Source organism: Aureliella helgolandensis (assembly GCF_007752135.1).
In the GTDB taxonomy this organism is placed as follows: domain Bacteria; phylum Planctomycetota; class Planctomycetia; order Pirellulales; family Pirellulaceae; genus Aureliella; species Aureliella helgolandensis.
The window spans coordinates 2,035,530-2,054,022 of record NZ_CP036298.1 but is presented as its reverse complement, the minus strand read 5'-3'; the positions used below and the strand labels follow the sequence as shown (position 1 = coordinate 2,054,022).

Annotated in this window: 14 protein-coding genes; 2 read left to right on the top strand and 12 right to left on the bottom strand. The window is 55.2% G+C overall.

Going from position 1 to position 18,493, the window contains the following annotated elements; genetic code table 11:
• The first annotated feature begins 299 nt into the window (after positions 1 to 299).
• On the top strand, positions 300 to 1,175 hold the full coding sequence (locus tag Q31a_RS07225) for a hypothetical protein (RefSeq protein WP_145076070.1): 876 nt from the start codon (positions 300 to 302) through the stop codon (positions 1,173 to 1,175).
• Positions 1,176 to 1,699: 524 nt separating this feature from the next.
• Here the strand turns inward: Q31a_RS07225 and Q31a_RS31080 are convergent.
• From Q31a_RS31080 to Q31a_RS07200, 6 genes are all read right to left on the bottom strand, one after another.
• Complete coding sequence (locus Q31a_RS31080; RefSeq protein ID WP_261342703.1) at positions 1,700 to 1,822, bottom strand: hypothetical protein; 123 nt, start codon at positions 1,820 to 1,822, stop codon at positions 1,700 to 1,702.
• A gap of 33 nt (positions 1,823 to 1,855) precedes the next feature.
• On the bottom strand, positions 1,856 to 3,139 hold the full coding sequence (locus tag Q31a_RS07220) for an MFS transporter (RefSeq protein WP_145076067.1): 1,284 nt from the start codon (positions 3,137 to 3,139) through the stop codon (positions 1,856 to 1,858).
• A gap of 119 nt (positions 3,140 to 3,258) precedes the next feature.
• Positions 3,259 to 4,269, bottom strand: coding sequence for a porphobilinogen synthase (hemB, locus tag Q31a_RS07215; protein WP_145076065.1), 1,011 nt, complete (start codon positions 4,267 to 4,269; stop codon positions 3,259 to 3,261).
• A 733-nt stretch (positions 4,270 to 5,002) separates the two neighbouring features.
• Positions 5,003 to 6,379, bottom strand: a complete 1,377-nt coding sequence (locus Q31a_RS07210) for an IS4 family transposase (RefSeq protein WP_145072543.1) — start codon at positions 6,377 to 6,379, stop codon at positions 5,003 to 5,005.
• Between the two features lie 227 nt (positions 6,380 to 6,606).
• Positions 6,607 to 7,005, bottom strand: coding sequence for a Minf_1886 family protein (locus tag Q31a_RS07205; RefSeq protein WP_145076060.1), 399 nt, complete (start codon positions 7,003 to 7,005; stop codon positions 6,607 to 6,609).
• 15 nt (positions 7,006 to 7,020) lie between these two features.
• Positions 7,021 to 7,911, bottom strand: a complete 891-nt coding sequence (locus Q31a_RS07200) for a PSP1 domain-containing protein (RefSeq protein ID WP_145076057.1) — start codon at positions 7,909 to 7,911, stop codon at positions 7,021 to 7,023.
• A 646-nt stretch (positions 7,912 to 8,557) separates the two neighbouring features.
• Here Q31a_RS07200 and Q31a_RS07195 point away from each other — a divergent pair.
• On the top strand, positions 8,558 to 9,853 hold the full coding sequence (locus tag Q31a_RS07195; protein ID WP_145076054.1) for an aminotransferase-like domain-containing protein: 1,296 nt from the start codon (positions 8,558 to 8,560) through the stop codon (positions 9,851 to 9,853).
• Here the strand turns inward: Q31a_RS07195 and Q31a_RS07190 are convergent.
• From Q31a_RS07190 to Q31a_RS07165, 6 genes are all read right to left on the bottom strand, one after another.
• Entirely contained in the window at positions 9,825 to 12,365 is a 2,541-nt protein-coding gene (locus tag Q31a_RS07190; RefSeq protein WP_145076051.1) for a hypothetical protein, read from the bottom strand. The two genes, Q31a_RS07195 and Q31a_RS07190, sit on opposite strands and share 29 nt — an antisense overlap.
• Before the next feature lie 369 nt (positions 12,366 to 12,734).
• On the bottom strand, positions 12,735 to 13,718 hold the full coding sequence (locus Q31a_RS07185; RefSeq protein WP_145076048.1) for an ABC transporter ATP-binding protein: 984 nt from the start codon (positions 13,716 to 13,718) through the stop codon (positions 12,735 to 12,737).
• A complete protein-coding gene (locus Q31a_RS07180; protein ID WP_197356377.1) occupies positions 13,715 to 14,263 on the bottom strand; it encodes a GntR family transcriptional regulator in 549 nt (182 codons plus the stop codon). Before Q31a_RS07180 ends, Q31a_RS07185 begins: the two co-directional genes overlap by 4 nt.
• A gap of 49 nt (positions 14,264 to 14,312) precedes the next feature.
• Positions 14,313 to 16,163 (bottom strand): UbiD family decarboxylase, encoded by a 1,851-nt coding sequence (locus tag Q31a_RS07175; RefSeq protein ID WP_145076044.1) that lies wholly within the window; start codon positions 16,161 to 16,163, stop codon positions 14,313 to 14,315.
• Between the two features lie 60 nt (positions 16,164 to 16,223).
• Complete coding sequence (locus Q31a_RS07170; protein ID WP_145076041.1) at positions 16,224 to 16,688, bottom strand: hypothetical protein; 465 nt, start codon at positions 16,686 to 16,688, stop codon at positions 16,224 to 16,226.
• 114 nt (positions 16,689 to 16,802) lie between these two features.
• Entirely contained in the window at positions 16,803 to 17,921 is a 1,119-nt protein-coding gene (locus tag Q31a_RS07165; RefSeq protein WP_145086971.1) for a DUF1559 domain-containing protein, read from the bottom strand.
• Positions 17,922 to 18,493: the final 572 nt, after the last annotated feature.

The following is an 18,493-nucleotide window of genomic DNA, read 5'->3' as shown; positions in this document are numbered from 1 at the left end:
ATAGCGGCAGACTGCATCGCGAGCAATTGGCGAATCAATGCCTTTGCTACTGCAACGGCCCCCCCCCTTCGTAACCAGCCCGCGGAAGCACGGTGTACAGCCCTGACAACGCGGCGGCTGGGGCGTCTTTCTTGGGAAAACGATAACCACATTCGGGGAAAAGTGCTCCTAAAGTGATAGAATGAAATGGTAGGAACTGCGGTATTCGATTCGCAAGCTGCCGGTCCATGGCGGGGCTCGCTGGCAAAATCGCATGCAATCTTCGCACCTACGTTCGCACTATTTTAAGGGAGCAGGGAATGAAATCCGTGTTTGGATGGGCGCTGGTCTGCGGGATCACTTTTACGGGCATGAGCACGCTCTCTGCACAGCACTTGCATCAGCATGGGAATCATTTTGATGTTCATCAAAATGTGCAACATGGTCATGATCGAGCTGGCCATTTGACCGATAGCTTGGGGCACCACATTGATGGGCATGGACGGCATACTGGCATGACCGGCGTGTACGAAAACGGTGCCCGTGACCACCGCCTCAATAGCCACAACCTGCGATATGGAGCCGGTTACGGCCTGAACTACAGCTCCGGCTATGGCGTTTACAACAGTCCCTACTCTGCGAGGTATTACTCGGGTGGGTATGCGACCCCTTACTCCCTCAATTCGGGAATTGGCTATTCGGGGCTGCGTTTGAGTATCGGAAATTCGGGAATCGGCTATTCGTCGTCCCGCTTGCCGTACGTAGCACCCAGCCAAGTGTTCATTGCACCTCAACAACAGATGCTTGCGCCAGCGATCGTGGCGAGCCCTGCCGCGCCGCTGGGGAATCGCGTTGTGGTCAACAAGATCCCTGTGGTCAAAGCGGTCCCAGGCAATGCCGCCAACGCACCCCAGGGTGGAATGATTGTCTTACGAAACCCGAGCACCAGTGGTGGTAACGTTTCCTACGTGCTCAACACTTTCAACTACACCATTAAGCCGGGCGAGTCGCAGAAAATTGCTGCGGATCGAGAGTGGAAAGTCCAGTTCGACAATGGCCTGGGGCAAACCGTTTCCTATGACCTGCAACCCGGGGTTTTCGAATTCAACGTCTCCGCACAAACCGGTTGGACCGTCGAACAGGTTGTGGAACAGCAACCGGAGACACTCGGCCCCATCGAGGTCGATGCCGAATAAACATCAATCCGATGTCGAATGCCCAGGTCGGTGTGGTACCGGCCTGGAGAGTAGCTTTCCCAGTGGTTCCCTACGTCGCGAACTTGATCGCTCTTAAAAAGCAGGGGTGCTAGAGCCACCGGTTCTTCCACCGCGAGGGCTGCTTGGCCTAAGGTAGGCAGCAAGGCGTCGAACCTACAAGCTGCAATGGCCCTCTCCCACCCGGGCTGTTGAAATAGTAACCCGCCGCGTGAGCAAGGAAAGATAACCTCCACTACAAGGCAATTAAGGACGCCACCTCCGCATTAAAATTCAAATTGCGATTTAAATCAACAGCCCGCACCGGCAGGGGCCATGCCACACAAGTTTCCTCTCGCAAACTTCGATCTACAAGACGGACGCCTGCTTAGCTGCGACAGTCGCGACGAACGAGGGTTTCCAAGCACAATCTGGAAACGCTGTAAAACGCGAGTCGCAAGAAGCACTGCAGAATGCAACAGGCCGCTAGTGCTGCGAAAAAACACTCCGCAGCACCAGACTGAAAGTTAGCCTTCCAATCGGCTATCGAGCCAGTCGTTGTCATTCGCGTCCAAGCAGGCGGGGATCGGCGGAACACCGGAGGCCTGCGTGTGCACGGCTGGTTGCATCCACAAATCTCCGATGGGCATCCTTCGGCTCAGTGCAGAACCAACCACCGAGCCTTAAACTGCTACAGGGGTTTCAGCAGGACGATCGGCCGATTTGTCATGGAACGTTGCGAAGAACAGCACGGCAACGGCTGCCGCCAGCCCCGCAGGCATTAGCCAGAACATCTTTGCACCAGCCAGCCAGCCTTCAGCACCGGTTGGGTCCAGCTCAATGTAAGCACCCCATTGGCCAGACAGGTAGTTGCCGACGAGCATTCCTGCACCGTAGGTTAAAAGCCCCACGAAAGCCTGGGCACTCGTGCGAATTCCTGGAGGTGCAACACGGTCGGTGTAGAGTTGTCCCGTGACGAAAAAGAAGTCGTAGCAAATACCATGCAGCACGATTCCCAATACCAACATCGCTGCGGAAGAAGGCATGAAACCAAACAATGCGTATCGCAGTGCCCAAGCGAGCATGCCCACCAAGAGCATTTTCTTCACCCCTAAGCGACTGAGGAAAAACGGAACGGCGATCATAAAGCCGATTTCGCTAACTTGCCCCAAAGCCATAACTCCAGCGGTCTTGCTGCCGAAGGCCATGGCGCTGGTGAACTCGTAGGTTCGAGCGTAGTAAAACGCCAACGGGATGCAGATCAAGAACGAGCACACGGCAAATACCAAGTAGGACGGGTTCTTAAAAAGTTGAAGTGCATCGAGCCCCAGAATCTTGACCAAACTGATGGGTTGGTCTCGACCTTGCGGCGGGGAGGCTGGTAGGAAAAAGCTATAAAAACCATACAAGATACTGACGGCGGCAGAGAGTTTCAGTGGAAAACTCGTACTGCCCGCGTTCTCGAGCCAAGGCAGAACAGGAAGCGGAAAGATGCCGAACATCGATTGAGAAACCACCAAGCCCGAGACGATCCAGCCGATCGTTCCCCAAACGCGGATCTGCGGAAAATCTCGCTCAATCGACTCGACGTTTTGGAAGGTGATTGAGTTGGCCAATGCCAGGGTGGGCATGTAGCACAAGAAGAAGGCGAACATGATCCAGGCGAATTGCGCCGAGGAATCGGTAACGGTCGCGCACCACCACAACAGGCCTCCGCCAAGTAAATGGAGTACACCGTTGACCACTTCCTTGTTGAACAGCCGATCGGCAACAAAACCGACGACTAAGGGCGCGAACAGAGCCGCCCACGTTTGGGTTGCATAGACGCTACCAATGATTTGGTTGATCTCCTTATCCCCCGCGAAGAGTACGCCCAAGTAGGCTCCCATCGGGACGAAGAAGGCTCCCCAGACGAAGAACTGGAGAAACATCATGACGCACAATTTAAATCGAACGCTAGACTGCATTGGGATTTCTACATTGAGTGAAAGCGAGGAAAGCACTGCTAAGCAGCGGAATATCGCACCAGCTGTTGCTAGCAACAGCCAAATTCTAAACGATGCGCAGGCGACAAGAAACTAGGTGTCTATTCGCGGAGAGCCTCGGCGGCCTGCAGCGCAAAATAGGTCAGGATCATGTCGGCGCCCGCGCGTCGGAAGGCCAGCAAACTCTCTAACATGCAGGCGGTCCCATCAATCCAGCCATTGGCCGCTGCTGCCGAGAGCATCGCATACTCTCCGCTGACCTGATAAACGGCGGTGGGGACGGAAAATTCGGACTTAATCCGTTGCACAATGTCTAGGTAAGGCATGCCAGGCTTGACCATGACGATGTCCGCGCCTTCCGCCAGGTCCAAGCTGACTTCGTGCAGGGCCTCGTCCGAAGCAGAGGGCTGCATTTGGTAAGTCTTTTTGTCGCCGCTCCCCAAATTGCCCTTGGAGCCCACCGCATCTCGAAAGGGACCGTAAAAGGCCGAAGCATACTTGGCGGCGTACGACATGAGTAGAACGCCGTCGTGGCCTGCCGCATCCAAGGCCGTTCGAATGGCACCGATGCGACCATCCATCATGTCCGATGGAGCAATGACACTGGCCCCGGCCGCTGCCTGAACCACCGCTTGCTGACTGAGCACTTCCACCGTGGCGTCGTTGACGATCTTGCCGTCTCGCAACAATCCGTCTTGTCCATGCGTGGTGTAGGGGTCGAGGGCCACGTCGCATACGATTCCCAATTGCTCCCCAAACTCGGCGCGAATCGTCCGCGTCGCAGTACAAATCAAATTGTCGGGATTGAGCGCTTCCGCTCCATCATCGCTCTTGCACTCCGCAGGCGTGACCGGGAACAGAGCGATGGCGGGAATCCCCAATTCAATGGCGCGATCAATTTGCGGAAGGAGCCGGTCGACACTCATCCGGGAAACACCCGGTAAACTGACCACCGGTTCTTCCTTGTCTTTTCCAGGCAAGACAAACAAGGGCCAAATCAAGTCTGCCGCGGTGAGCGACGTCTCGTTGACCAATGCTCGCGACCAAGGGAATTGCCGGAGGCGACGCAAACGGGTGGCGGGATACGGTCCACGTGAGGAATGGAACGTCATAGTTCGATGCTTTGGGTGGGAAGAAAAATACTTGGAAGGTGCCTGGCCGACGATTCGATACAAACCAAGCCTGGCAATGCGTGCATGCTGGGACAGCTTGCCCCGCTATTGTCCCTGCTCACCGGCTAGTTGCATATAGTAGTCCGCAGCGTGACGGTTTGTCGAACTAGTTACCCGCCCGGTAACGGGCCGTAGAAAATAGTAACCCGCCGCGTAACGGGCTGCTGAAATATTAACCCGCCGCGTCAGCAAGGATAGGTGGTCGCCACTACAGGGCGATTAGGGGTGCTACCTGCACGTTAAAACTCAAGACGCTATTAAATCAACAGCCCGGTGAGCAAGGAAAGATAACCTCCGCCACAGAGCGATTAAGGATGCTACCTCCGCGTTAAAATTCAAATTGCGATTAAATCAACAGCCAGGTGAGCAAAGTTAGCTGGTTGCCGCTGCAGGCAAATTAGGGGCACTACCACCACGCTAAAACTCAAAACGTGATTAGATCCACAGGCCGGTGAGCCAAGTAGAGGTTTTACCGCTGCAGCACGATTTCTAGGGATAGCACCAGCCTAAAACTGAAATCGCACTTAAATCAACAAGCCGTCACGCTGTGAGTTGCGATACCGACAAGTCGGTGAGCGTAGGACACCAGACCGAACTCGTCCTGATCTTTCCTAGTGCATTGAGCGTTCGGAAAAAGGTGTCCGACACGAATGGCACTTAATCGGCGTAAGTCCTATGCCTCCCCGGGTTTGTATTCGCTTCTTGGCTTTTGCATCAGCTTGTATTTCTTCGGTCTTCGCTTGAGCACCCTGGGCTCGTAGCGGTCCGGTCGATTGCCAACTGCGTGTTGCAAGCAGCAGCGGTACAACACCGTGCATAATTCATCGGCGTTGCTGATTAGGCCTAGAACCGGAAGCATATCCGTCACCGTTGTCAGTGTTGACTTGAAACTGATATGCCAAGGTTGAACGTCGCCTTCGACGGCCGCTTCAGACATCACCCCGCGAATCAAATTGTAAGCCAACATGTGCGTCCGAATTTCGTTCCGCACTCGATGCGGCTTTTTACAGCGCAAGTGTTCCATCTGCATGACCGTTTTCAAGCTCCGTAAATGAAGTTCTGCTTGCCACCTTCTACGGAACAGGGCCGCGATGTCCTCCCTCGTGTACTCCGTATCGTCCGACAGCGATGTGTGAACGATAATCTCGCGAGTGCGAAATCCGTTGTTCTCAACTCGGATACGGATCTCGCGAATGGTGATGAAGTCCGGGTACGTCTCGTACTCTTCAATGCTCATCCAGTCGGGACGAGCTGGCTTGTCGATTTGGATGGAGTGATCGTCTTTGCCGTAACGAATTCCAGTCCGAAAATCTGACTTGCGCAACTGGTGTTTGCGAACAACGACGTGTGCACCACGTTGAATCATCCTCGCCATCTCGAACCAACCCGCATAGGCGCGATCAGCTAGGAAAACATCGGTTTCTTCGATGATTGCGTCGATCTGACGAAACAAACTTACTTCGTGAGTGAACTTACCTTTGTATCGGCCCATCGCCATGTCGAGCACAACGCCAGTCGACAACGCGAACAGTACAACGACTCGCAAGATCGGAAATCCACAACCGGGTGCTTGACTACTAAGTTGCGGGTAGGCGGCTTGATTCTCCGACGTGTCTGCCATCGTGACGGTGGCACCATCGGCGGTGATCACGCGGTGCCCCAGCCATCGCCAATGGTCGGGACTGCTGTCTTCAATCGCAAGTCCGCTGGCCGTCACAAGACGTTGCATGGATTGCTCGTCGATTTTGTCTCGAGCAATGCAGTAAGCACCGGTTTCGGCAGAGCAAGCAGTTTGGTTGTTGGCGACTCGATGGGTGATCAGCTTGGCGACCGCAGAGACGCAGCCGTGGTGGATGCTCATGACTTGCGAGAGGAAGACCCACAGCGTGACCGATGTGTTGTAAACTCTGGCCGAATCGAGAATGGCACTTGCATTGCCAAAGACTGACGCGATAGTCTCTTTGGAGATCAAGGCGGCGAAGTAAAGATCGCCGTGTTGGCGCGCATGTTGGACTCGACAGCGGAACGAATCAAACGGATGATGGCACACGGGGGCTTCCTTGCTTGGTGTGTTCGGGAGGTAAGATTACCCAAACTCATCGCAAGTGAAGCCCCCTGCTGTCAATCGAACTTAACTCTAGAAGCACCAGTACCTTAGGCCGATTAAGTGCCATTCGTGTCCGACACCAAAAGTGCAAAGCACCCGAAGGGCCGTTCCGGCTTTTGGTGTCGGACACCTTTTCCCGGGCAACCCGAAAATTAAGCTTTGACAATGCACTAGTCTTCGTCTTTACCGGCCAATTCGAAAATCGGTTCAAAGGCGCCCGCAAAATCGTAGACGTCGTTGAAGTCCTCGCGTCGATCGGAATCCGATTTTTTCATGTGCTTGATACGGATCAGATTGTATACGATCTCACCAAAATCGCTGGTCGAGTGCACGCCCCAGCTATTGAGAACCGTTTTTGCCATGAACCCATACTGTTCGACACAATACTGACGAATTGCTTCGCACAACTGTTGGCCGGTCAAATGGTGCTCGCCCTCCTCTCCGGCCGTCGGCATTTTTAGGATTTCTTGCGCATAGGAGAGTGCCTCGCGGACAAATTGGTAGGCCTCGATATGAAAGCGTTGATCTTGTTGGAGTAGTTCGACGATTGGGTGGATTTTTTCAGTCACGCTTGGCTCACTCGCTTATTCGTTATCCGCTGAATGGCGGTCTTTATTTTTTTCTTGAAGCTCGACTTGGGGATTTACGGAGCTAGAGGAGCTGCCTGTTTTGGGTCGTTTGATTACCGAGAGAACATCGTCGGCATGGACCATCAAGCGTCGGTTGTCTTCCATTTGAACCAGCAATTGTCTTGACAGGAGCTCCTGATTCAAAACCCTTCCTCGCCCATTGGCCGTCACCACGTCCACCCCGATCTTGGGGAGCATTTTTCGGTGTTCTTCGTAAATATCATACTCGTATCGCAAGCAGCATTTGAGTCTTCCGCATCGCCCCGAGATCTTGTTGGGATCCAACGTCGCCTTCTGTAGCTTGGCCATCTTCATAGAGACTGGGGGCATTTTCATCAAGTGCGTATTGCAGCACACCGGCTTTCCGCAGTCGCCATAGTCGGCTAGTAATTTGGCTTCGTCGCGAACCCCAATTTGTCGCATCTCGACGCGAGTTTGAAACTCATTTGCCAAGCGTTTGACCAGCTCCCGAAAATCGACTCGACTTTCGGAAAGGTAGTAGATCACCATGCGTTCACCACCAAAAATCCGTTCAATGTCGACCAAATCCATGGGAAGCTCAAGTGCTTGGATGGCCTCAAAGCACTTGTCCGCCTCTTCGACACTCTTGGCAGCGAGATGCGCCAGCTCACTTTCGTCCTCTTCCGTCATCTCGCGTTGAATCGTGCCTCCAGGAGGACTATCCATTTGCTTCAAGACCCGCTCATCCGCCTCGCTCAGTACTTCGCCAGCCTCTAACCCGCGGGCGGTGCGCGCAATGACTCGCATGCCTCGCGCATAGGACAGCCGAGCCTGCATTACGTGCAATGTGCGCATCGTGCCACAGCGTACTACGTAACTTGCCATTCCATTTCAGTCAGAAAAGATGATTTGAGTAGTTGGTTTTGCGAGTCAGCCCCATTGTAGCCAGAATTGACTAGAAATGGGGCAGGGAGGCATGGAGCCCCCCGCTGTCGGCCTATCGCACGCTGTCGGTACCTACCGTGACTCTCCCCAAAGTAGGTCGCTGACTGCGTAAATTGCCTTGGTTGCCTCCAAGATCATTCCGCCACTGGGGATTTAACCAGCCGCACCGCTATTCCAGTCTCGACGCAAGGATTCTAATGCGAAGGGCTTGAACCCCAGCGGCATCCCGCGTGTCGCACTAGTGCTTTGGCCAACTTAGCATTTGGGATACGGCATGCATTGGGAAAAGGTGTCCGACACCCAAAGCCGCAACGGCCCTTCGGGTGCTTCGCACTTTTGGTGTCGGACACCTTTTCCTGGGCAACCCTAAACTCACATGTGGACAAAGCACTAGCCTGGATTATTCATGCCCGCTCAGACAGAGTTGTGTTGCACCTTCTAGCTGACCGGAGGGACGCGACGGGCACCGAGATAGTTGGTCGGCGAACGGGGAGGGCTGTACAGGTAAATAAGTGGCGGACACATTTTTTCCTTGAGTGCCTCCAAAATACTGAGCGCGAAATTTCATGCATTGGACAAGTTTGAGATGGGACATACCGTTTCTGAACCGAATCGTACATCAACGTTAAGTCGTCGGGCAGGCATGTCGAGTGGCCAGCCCATTGGGCGGCTCATGGCGTTGGCACTGAAGCACCCCAATCTCGTTTCTTTGGCTGCTGGCTTCGTGGACAACGATACGCTGCCATGCGAGACGACCGCCGCAGCCCTGCGTCGATTGGCCGATCAACCCGAGCTTCTTCGCAAAGCGCTGCAATACGACATGACGGCAGGCAGCGGTATTCTGCGCGCCAATATAGCGGAATGGAACTACCGTAGATTCCCAGCCGGCCGCCCCGATCCGGAACGCATGATCGTCACCGCTGGCAGCAATCAATTCCTGCACTTGGTCGCAGAAGCCCTGCTCGATCCAGGCGATATCGTCCTTGCAGCTGCTCCAACCTACTTTGTCTTCATGGGCACGCTCAAGGGCGTCGATGCCAGAATTGTAGGTGTCTCTTCCGATGAATTCGGAATGAGTATCGATGCACTGCAGGAGCAACTGCAGAGAATTGCTGCTGCCGGAGACGCCCATCGCGTGAAACTGATTTACACCGTAACCGATTTTGACAATCCGGCTGGTAGCACCCTGTCGCTCGAGCGCCGTGAGCAGCTGTTGGAAGTAGTGCGTCGCTGGAGAGCCGAGCAGGGGCCCATCCACCTGTTATCCGACTGCGCCTACCAAGAACTCCGCTATGAGGGCGAGGACCTGCCCCCTCTGTTAGCCCTAGCCGACGATGCTAGTGAGTTTGTGATCGAGGCCGGCACGTTCTCTAAGTCCTACTCACCGGGCATTCGCGTGGGCTGGGGCGTCGTGCCCGAATCGCTTGCGCCAACGCTGCTGGAAATGAAGTCCAACATCGACTTTGGCTCGCCCCACTTCGCTCAAGTCCTGATGAATGATGTGCTCACCTCTGGAGAAATCGACTCGCACCTGCCAGTCATTCGCGCAGGCTATCGGGTCAAACTCGACGCCATGCTCGACGCGCTCGACGCCGAACTGGGGGAAACGCCGGATGTCGTTTGGCACAAGCCAGCGGGAGGATTGTATGTGTGGCTCACCTTGCCAGAGCATATCGATGCCTCCGAGGGCAGCCCACTGTGGCGGTGCGCCATGGAGCAAGGCGTCTTGTATGTGCCTGGATATTATTGCTACCCCACCGAAGGGGAACCGATCGCTCTCAACACGATTCGCCTAAGTTTCGGAGTGCAAAATCCGGCGGGAATCCGCCTGGGGATTGAACGACTAGCAGCGGCTATTCGGCAGGTAGCTCAGACTGGATAGGCATATCCGAATGCTCCTGGGCTTGCTTCAGATTGTAGAGCTTAAGCACCAGAGGACTGCGACTTGCGTGCGTCAAATAATCGGGAATCTGCATTCGCACTGTTTCGAGTTGATCGGCAACCAATTGAGCTAGTTGCCGCTCTGCGTGCCAACGCAGTGGTGGGAAATAACTGGAGAGAGGGCGTGGGGCAAGCCCACTCAATTGGATTGGCAGTGAGGGCTGCTCAGCCTCCGCGCGGTCGTGCGGCGTGGGTGCTCCCAGCGGAGGGGTTCGCCGCAAAATTCTCCTTTGAGCTTCGGCGCCTAGACGCAGTGTTTCAATGGCCGCATCGCGTTCGTTAGACTCTGGAGGAATGAGCGCTGCGAAGACGTCCGGACCACCCAACGTTTCAATCTCAGTATCCGAAAGAGTTGCCAGAATTTCCATCGAAGTTGCGCGGCCGCTGGCGGTGGCCACTGCTAAATTCTGGCTTGCATAGCGTTGAAGGTGCAGGTTGTCCTCCCAAGCTCTGTAGGCCAATTCGGTGTCGCCGCGCACACATGCCCATTTGCCAAGAACGGCAGTCGTTTCCAGCAGCGCATTCAGCTCATCCAGCTTCGAGCTGGACCATAATTGCGATGATTGGGGTTTGGTAGGCGTTTCTAGACGCTTTTCCAGATCCTCTAAACTAGTTGCGAGCTCTGCGAGCCCCGTGGCTAATGGTTGCGTTCCATCTTGGGTGAGATAGCGGCTGGTTTGGTCGAGCCACGAGTGCAGCTCATTCTGGATGCGGGGCGCCCCTGAGTTCTGCCGAAACGACGAGGCGAGCCAATGAATCTCACTTGCCGCTGGAGAATACGAGCGGATCCTCAGCCGATTATCGAAGACGGGTGGAGCCAGCTCTAAATCGGGGCGTTGGGCCAACCTTGCTTGATACTGCGCATACTCTGCGTCCGACATTCCTGCCCAGGGCGCATTTCGAACCCCCAGGAAGGAAAAGCAACAAGCCAAGCAGATGGGAGCCAACACCGCAATACCGGCTAACCACCAATAGTGTTGAGTCAGTCGCGCGCCGTCGCTGGTGAGCCAACGCCTAGCCAGCCAGTAGATTCCGATGATCGGAATGCATCCACACAGTGCCCCCCCAAGCATCGCTGGCGCAACCAACTGGCGGGAGAGAAGGAACAGACTGGTGGGCCCGTCCACTTGGATAATCGTTGTTGTAACTACAGCTCCCAAGCCAAGCATCACAGCGCACAACGTAATCGCCACGATGGTCTGCCGGACACAAAGTGAGGTCAGTGCGGCTACTCCGAATGCGATCCAGCAGGGGACTAAGAAAACAAGGACGGGCACATTGCTCTTTGCTGACCCAATCCGAAAGAAAACGAAGAGTGTGAGTAAAACGACAAGTGCGATCCCTCCGCTGACTAGCAAGCGGCTGGAAACGAGTTTACGTGGTGAAATGCCTCGATCTGCCAGAAAGCGATACCGCTCCAGCGTTTGATCTCCTTCGAAAGTGGTGACACCGAGCAGCCCGATGGTCAGGATCGCAATGACCCCCAAGTCGGTCGAGTCTGAATTTGCATTCGCCAGCAGGCTCAACAGCAAAGCTCCGAGCAAAATGAAAATTCGCAAGTAGAACGAATTGAACAGTGCATGCACCAACAGTGAGCGGCGAAGTGTGGGAGCAAAGGCTTGGGTGCGTATGAAAAACGCTCCCGCCTCCCTCTCGTCTTGCACAGTGTTGCCGAAGCTAAAGGACCACGTTTGCCCGGTCGTCCAGCGCCAACGGTAGAGTAGGAGTGTCGCCATGCCAGCGAACACCGCAATGGCGGCAGCCAGAAAATAGTTGTACCAGCCCTGACTAACCAAGGAGTCCATTGAACGCAACTTAAATATCTCCGAGGCCCCTAGCAAACCGACGTGCGTAGAAGTTACAGCAATCGCTCCCACGACAAGTCCCGTAAGCGTGTTTTGAAAGAACAGGACGGTTGCACAGCAGGTAAAAAGAAATTCGAAGAAGACTAGCAAAGCCAAACCACCGGCGTAAATTGCCGAATAGATCTGCAGCGAGTCGGGTGCCGCTTGAAGCTGGACTTCAATCGCGCCGGTCGCCAAGAGACTCGCCGGCACAATGCTCAACGCGAGTAGAATCAGGAGGCAAACCGTCAAGGTCACTAGCAACTTACTTGCCAAACTGGCCGACCAGGAAATGGGCAAGCTACTCGACCAGTTCCAAGATCGCGATTGCCGTTCATGCCCCAGCAGCATGCCGATGCATCCGAGCGCCGCTAGGAAAGGTCCGAGCGCAGGAAAGGAAAAAGTTCCTCCCAAAAACCCCTGGCGCTCATGGATGGGAACCAACCATAATCCGGCTGCGGCCAAGACCAGCTGCAATCCACAAAGGCCCGCTATAGTGGCCACCGTCAAGTCGCGAACCTGTTGGACATCTTTCCATAACAAGGCGCTGGTTGCAGAGGGACGCGGACGAGCAACGATCTCAAGTATAGTTGGATTAGCTATGTTCATGGTTCATTCACCAAGTCAATGAGTTGGACGAGGAGTTTCAAATTGATGTCGCAGGTGGAATTCTCTTATTCGTAGCATGCCGCCCGGGGAGCCCTGATTGGCCGCCCCTCCCGCAAGCGGAAGGATGATTTCATGGGGTCCTTTGTTTTGCTGGGGAGCTACCTACCAGCCCCCTGCAGCGGTACCGTTCCCTACCTTGCTCAACGGCTTGTCAATCGACGAGCTTTTTCAGTTCTACCGCGAAGGCAGCACCTCAATCCACCTATAGCGGCGACCACTCTTCCTTGCTCACGCAGCGGGTTACGATTTCAACAAGTCGCCAGGCTGTGGGTTACCATTCCGCCCCTCCATCCGGCGGAAGGGTGAAGTTTAGTGACGCTCTGCGGACTCTTGCGTTGCTGTCGCATCTCGGCGGGGGCGGTAGTGAAGACTTTCTCGGCTATAAGCACTCGGCGGCGTGTCTGCCGGAGGTGCCATGTAACCGATATACAATTCTTCTAAACTCGGACGCACCGCTTTGATATCAAATAGATTCTCGTCATGTCGCAGGGCTTCGAGCACCGCAGGAGTACAACCGCGAGCCAAAATGGAATAGGAACGACCGCGCAACGACTGTGAAATGAACTCCAGTTGATCAACGGACGGAGGTAAGGCCAGCAAGGAGTCGCGGACGGAAAAACTGAGGTGCGTGACGCTTTCCTTCAGTTCATCGAGTGACGCAACGACTTGGAGCTTGCCATGGTGCAGGATGGCCACCCAATCGGCCACGCGTTCCACCTCGTTGATTTGATGCGAGCTCAGGAACACGGTCTGTCCAGCCGCAGCGCGGTCAATCATACTTTCCAAGAAGGATCGGCGAACGAGCGGGTCGAGTCCGGAAGTGGGCTCGTCGAGGATCAGCAGTTGTGGGTCGAAGGCCATGGCCAGCGACAACGCCACTTTGGCCCGCATCCCCTTCGACAAATCGCGGATTTTGGCCGACTGCGGCAACTGGAAATCTGCAGTCAACGTGTCATAGGCGCGGAGAAAGCCAGGCGGATAAAATCCCGCAGCATACCAACCGGTCTGGGCGACGGTCATCCATTCGTACAATCCTGGGGCATCGGATACGTAGCCTACTAAACGTCGAACCGATAGCGGATCGGCCGCGGGATTGACTCCGCAGACGGAAACCTTGCCGTGATCGAATGCGTGATAGCCCAACATGCCGCGAATGAGGGTACTCTTACCTGCTCCGTTTTCACCGAGCAGGGCGAACACCACCCCCGTGGGAACCTCCAAGGAGACATCGTTCAGAACCGCGTTGCGCCCAAATCGCTTGGTAACACCGTCAATCGTGATTGCCTGATTCATGATTGCCCCTCAGATTTTTGGGTTGCGTTTCTCAGTGAGTTTTCGAACATCTCTCGCAAGGGATCGGCGGCCAGTCCACTCCGCACCCCTTCGTCCACCACGGCATCCATCCGTTCGGCCACCATCTGCTGACGGTCGGAGACACATCGCAATCTGGCGTTCTGGCAGACCGCCATTCCTCGGCCGCGAAGTGCCTCCAGGACGGTTTCATCTTGAAGCTGGAGATACGCTCGCTGCACGGTGTTGGGGTTCACCGCAATCAACTTGGCCATCTCGCGGACACTGGGAATGACTTGTCCCGGGACAAGCACCCCTTCCGCCACGGCATACTTGACTTGCCGAATGAGTTGTTCGTAGATGGGGATTCCATCGTTCGGATCGATTTGAAGCTGCACGGCCGTAGCCCTCCTGCGTTCGTGTGTACTAATGCGATGGTACACCGCGGCCGAGTGCGAGTCAAGCAATATTTTTGTAGCCAACAAGAGTTGTTGTTGAGATATCGGGAAACGTCCTACGGCCTGGGCTGCGACGTGACGTAGCTTCATCGCCGGGCGGCCGATGGTCTTGAGCGATTGGCTGAGCTGCCCGCGCCACCTACAGATACTTGGCCAGCTCGCCACCCCGGGCAGCGCGCGCGTCAACTTTGGAAAGAGTCTCAGGATCTTCGATCAAGCCCGATGCATGGTGCGGCTTGGAACGCGCGTCGATGATTAAGCTGCCCTCGCAGCCAAAGTGCTTGTCCACTTGGCTAGCGCCGACACCGTACACGTCTACAGCTGGATTGCTTCTCGTGAATGTGGTCCACAAAAAATTATTGAGATTGCGGGCCGCAAAGCGGCTATCATCGACCACCACGATCAAGGGAAACGCGTTGAGCGGATCGGTGATCGAAACTTGGTCACATTCGGCCTGCAACGCACTTTGGCTGTGCCGCGAACGGTAGGAAGAGGCCTCAACCACCAGCACTCCAGGAAGAGCGACTTGCGCGGCGCGCCATGAACTTGGAAGATTGCAATCGCTGGCAATCTGAGTGGGCAGCTCACGAAGCGGAGGTCCAGAGCTAGCGATCACCAGTTTCGAACCTTGGTTCAGCCCATCTCCGGTGTAGTCGAGTGTGTCGATGGTTGTGCAGGTATGGAAATGCAAATCGCGGCGCCAATCAACGCGTCGCAGGGCATGCTCCAAGAAGGCTTGAATATCCTCTGCGGACGGCGTGGCCGGGTCGTTGCCATCGATAATCCACAGGTATTTGGCAAGCGACAACTGCCCTTGTCCCAAAATGGCGGAGGCCTGTGTCAGCAGCTCCTGAGGCCGCGATTGTTTCAGGTACGGCGTGTAGCGCTCACTCCCTACGGCTAACAGAAGCGGATGGACCCCAGCGGCGTCGACTGCGTTGACTTGCTTGACTCCCGGCAGGACGCTGGGGATCACGGGGCCCGTCAGCTCATGGATCAACTGCCCAAAGGTGGTGTCTTCTTGGGGTGGGCGTCCTACGACGGTCATCGGCCAGACCGCTCCGGTGCGATGGTAGACGTGCTGGATCTGAAGCACGGGGAAATCATGAACTTTGGCATAATAGCCCAAGTGATCTCCGAACGGCCCCTCCGGCTTCAAACCGGACGGCATGATCTGCCCCGTGATTGCGAAATCTGCATCTGCATAGAGAGGTGCCATGCCTGATCCCGTTCCGACAGAGTGTCTGCAGAGTGGAATACGGTAGCCGGCTAGAGCGCCGGCAAACATCAGTTCACTCATGCCTTCCGGAAGAGGCATCACGGCGCTCAGCGTCATGGCAGGGCTGCCCCCGACGGTAATATTGACCGGCAACGGTTGCCCGCGTTCGATGGCCTGACTGTGATGCACACCAATGCCTCGATGAATCTGATAGTGCAAGCCGCATTCTTGCTCTGGCACGTAATCATTGCCATTGAGCTGGACACGATACATTCCCAGATTGAGACCTGAAAACGACGGGTGAGAAACGGATTGGCTCATCACCTGCGGGAGCGTGACAAAGGCACCTCCGTCCTCGGGCCAGCACGTTACGTGCGGTAGTTCGGAGAGCTTGCAGGCATTCTGCATGACCGCGGCGTTTCGGACGCTTCTTGGCCGCATATTCCAGCCTACGAGCGGCGCACGCCAAAGTTCCCAAGGGTTTTTGAGTGCTTCGCTGGGATCTACTTTCCAACGCACCGCTTGCCGCACGGATTGAAGGGTATGGCGAAAGAGAAATCTCGCCTGGTCTAGTGTACCGAAAAGGTTGGAAGCGACCGGGAAGCGGCAATTCCGCACGTTGTTGAATAGGATGGCGGGTCCACCGGAGCGGTAGACTCGACGGTGAATCTCAGCCAACTCTAAGTGCGGGTCAACTTCCTCTTCCACAATGAGCAGCCGCCGATGGCGTTGCAAATCATCGACTAGCTGCCGGGTACTGCGATATTTCATGAACGATCGGTGGCGAGAGGTGATTCAACGTAGACGAACCACCATTGTACCGAACTCTTACTACTTGACGAGATCGAAGGTGAACTCGTTGTCGCCACTGACAACTTCGGCGGTCAGGCCGGACGTTCCAGGCAACGCATACTTCTTGGGCAGCGTGTGCTTGACTTTAGGTGGCGGAGTGAAACCAATCGATGGCTTGTAGTCGTCGCCATCGACCGAACCTTCGTCCTTGACCACTCCGTCGAACTCTTGCTTGGTGATCGTGATGGTATGAGTTCCCAGCATCGCTCCGTCGCCACTCTCAAATGTGGTCAACTGAGTAGAACCCTGCGTATCGGTGCGACCGAAGGCAGGTGGTGGGGTGCCAGCAATCATGAAGGTGACCACGGCTCCTTCGACTGGCTTTCCATCGTAGGTGACTTTCACATTCACCGGCGCTCGCGCTGGACGATCATCCGATGGAGCACAGCCCACCAATCCGCCTAGGCAACTCGCTATCAATACTCCGGCAATCATGCATCTCATGCGATTCGTCCGCTTCCTAAAGTTTTATAACGTTCTGTGTTGCAGTCGGGCTTGTACGTAAAGATAGGCAGCCTGCTCAGTTAGAGCAGGCTGCCTGAGGATCCATTCTAATTTTTAGTCAATCGAAGTGGAAACCTCACCACCGTCGATAGTTCCCAGCGCACCCCATGCACCGTAGGGACTTGGTCCCGAGGTGACCGGCGGCATCGCTGTGTTCCCCGTGTCAATGCTGTCCGAGATAAAGTGAATCGAACCGTCCATGAAGCTAGCGTTCACACCACCGGTGTGGTTGCTGCTAGCACTGAGGATTCCACCATTGGAATCGGCGTTTGCATTGGCGTCGTTCACGCAGGAAGGTTTGTTAGGGCCCAGGATCGTAGTGAAACCAACCCGCTCCGCTTGACCGTCCGTCCAAAGTGCTCCGAAGCGACCTTTGACCTGGATCGATGGCGAGTAGTACCGTCCCAATGCAGTCGATAGACAGGCACCTGGATTGGTATTTACGTCGGCCAGTACTGCGGTTCCCTTGCGGATGTCATCGGTACCGGTGGACCGCAGACCAAAATTCCCGCTGTAGATTCTTTCGCTCATGGCCACCGTGTTGCTCAAGCCGTCTGAAATGCTTCCAAACTTCTTGACAGCCAACGGGGCGCCAAACGGTCCACGCATATTGACGGTGTTACTGTTGTGATTAATCATCGTATCCCCCAGGCTAAACGCATAGCTGTTGTTACCGGAGGCGCTTTGCGCCGGAGGGGTGTCCGAAGGGCAGATGGCATTCGGATCTCGTTGGTACCACGGCTTGTAGGCGGTGGTGCCAATTGTGCCGGCATACCAGCCGGCAGGGCCATCGGGACCGATGACACGGCTTCCATCGTCAGAAAAACCACCAGCCGCAATTTGATTGAATCGAGCGCTCTGCTCAATGAACGGCATGAGCGGCACGAACGGGCTCTTGCGATAGTAGTTGGCGAACTGCCGATTCGGGTCAGCGTTGATATCGCCAGTCGTTCCACCACGGCGTGGGGCAATGGCGTTATAAACATCGGAATAGTTGTGAATTGCCAGGCCATACTGCTTGAGATTATTGGAACACTGCATGCGCCGTGCCGCTTCTCGGGCCGCTTGCACTGCGGGTAACAATAGACCAACCAGGATGCCAATGATGGCAATCACAACTAACAATTCGACGAGCGTGAATGCTTCTCGTCTTTGAGAATACGAATTGGACATACGTGACACCTTTTCCCTAACTGAAGAAAATATGCGATAAGAAAACAGAACAGGAATTCATGGAGGCTAGAACGCAGCGCTTTCGCACCTTAACCGCATGCTAACGCTCAGATTACTGTCGGCAACCGGAAATCCGTTACAAATGCTTCACCTGAGCCGGTACCGAATTAGCGAGTCTTCAGCCAGCGGTGGGGGGGGCGGTCAATGCTGGCAAAAATCAGCGCTCGCATAGTTCAATTAATGACTGCATTGAACGAGGTGGTATGGCCGGCTACTGGGAGGAACAATTGAGGAAACGTAGCGATTTCCAGGAGACGGCTCAGGTGCGCCGATCTGAGACGGTCACAACGCACTCAGCTGCCGGGAGAATTGCGAAAAAGTAAGGCACGTCAGGCGTAGATAAAGCCGTCGAAATAGCGGGTTGTCGCGAACTGACGCCCCATGCGTTGCGGCGTGTAGCAGGCTTAATCTTGACGTCCAGGGAGAGGTTTTGCTATCCAGCGAGTTAAGCACCTGAGCATGGAGGACTGCCGACAAGCCGTCCTCACCACGCGCGCCAGGCAAAAGCGACT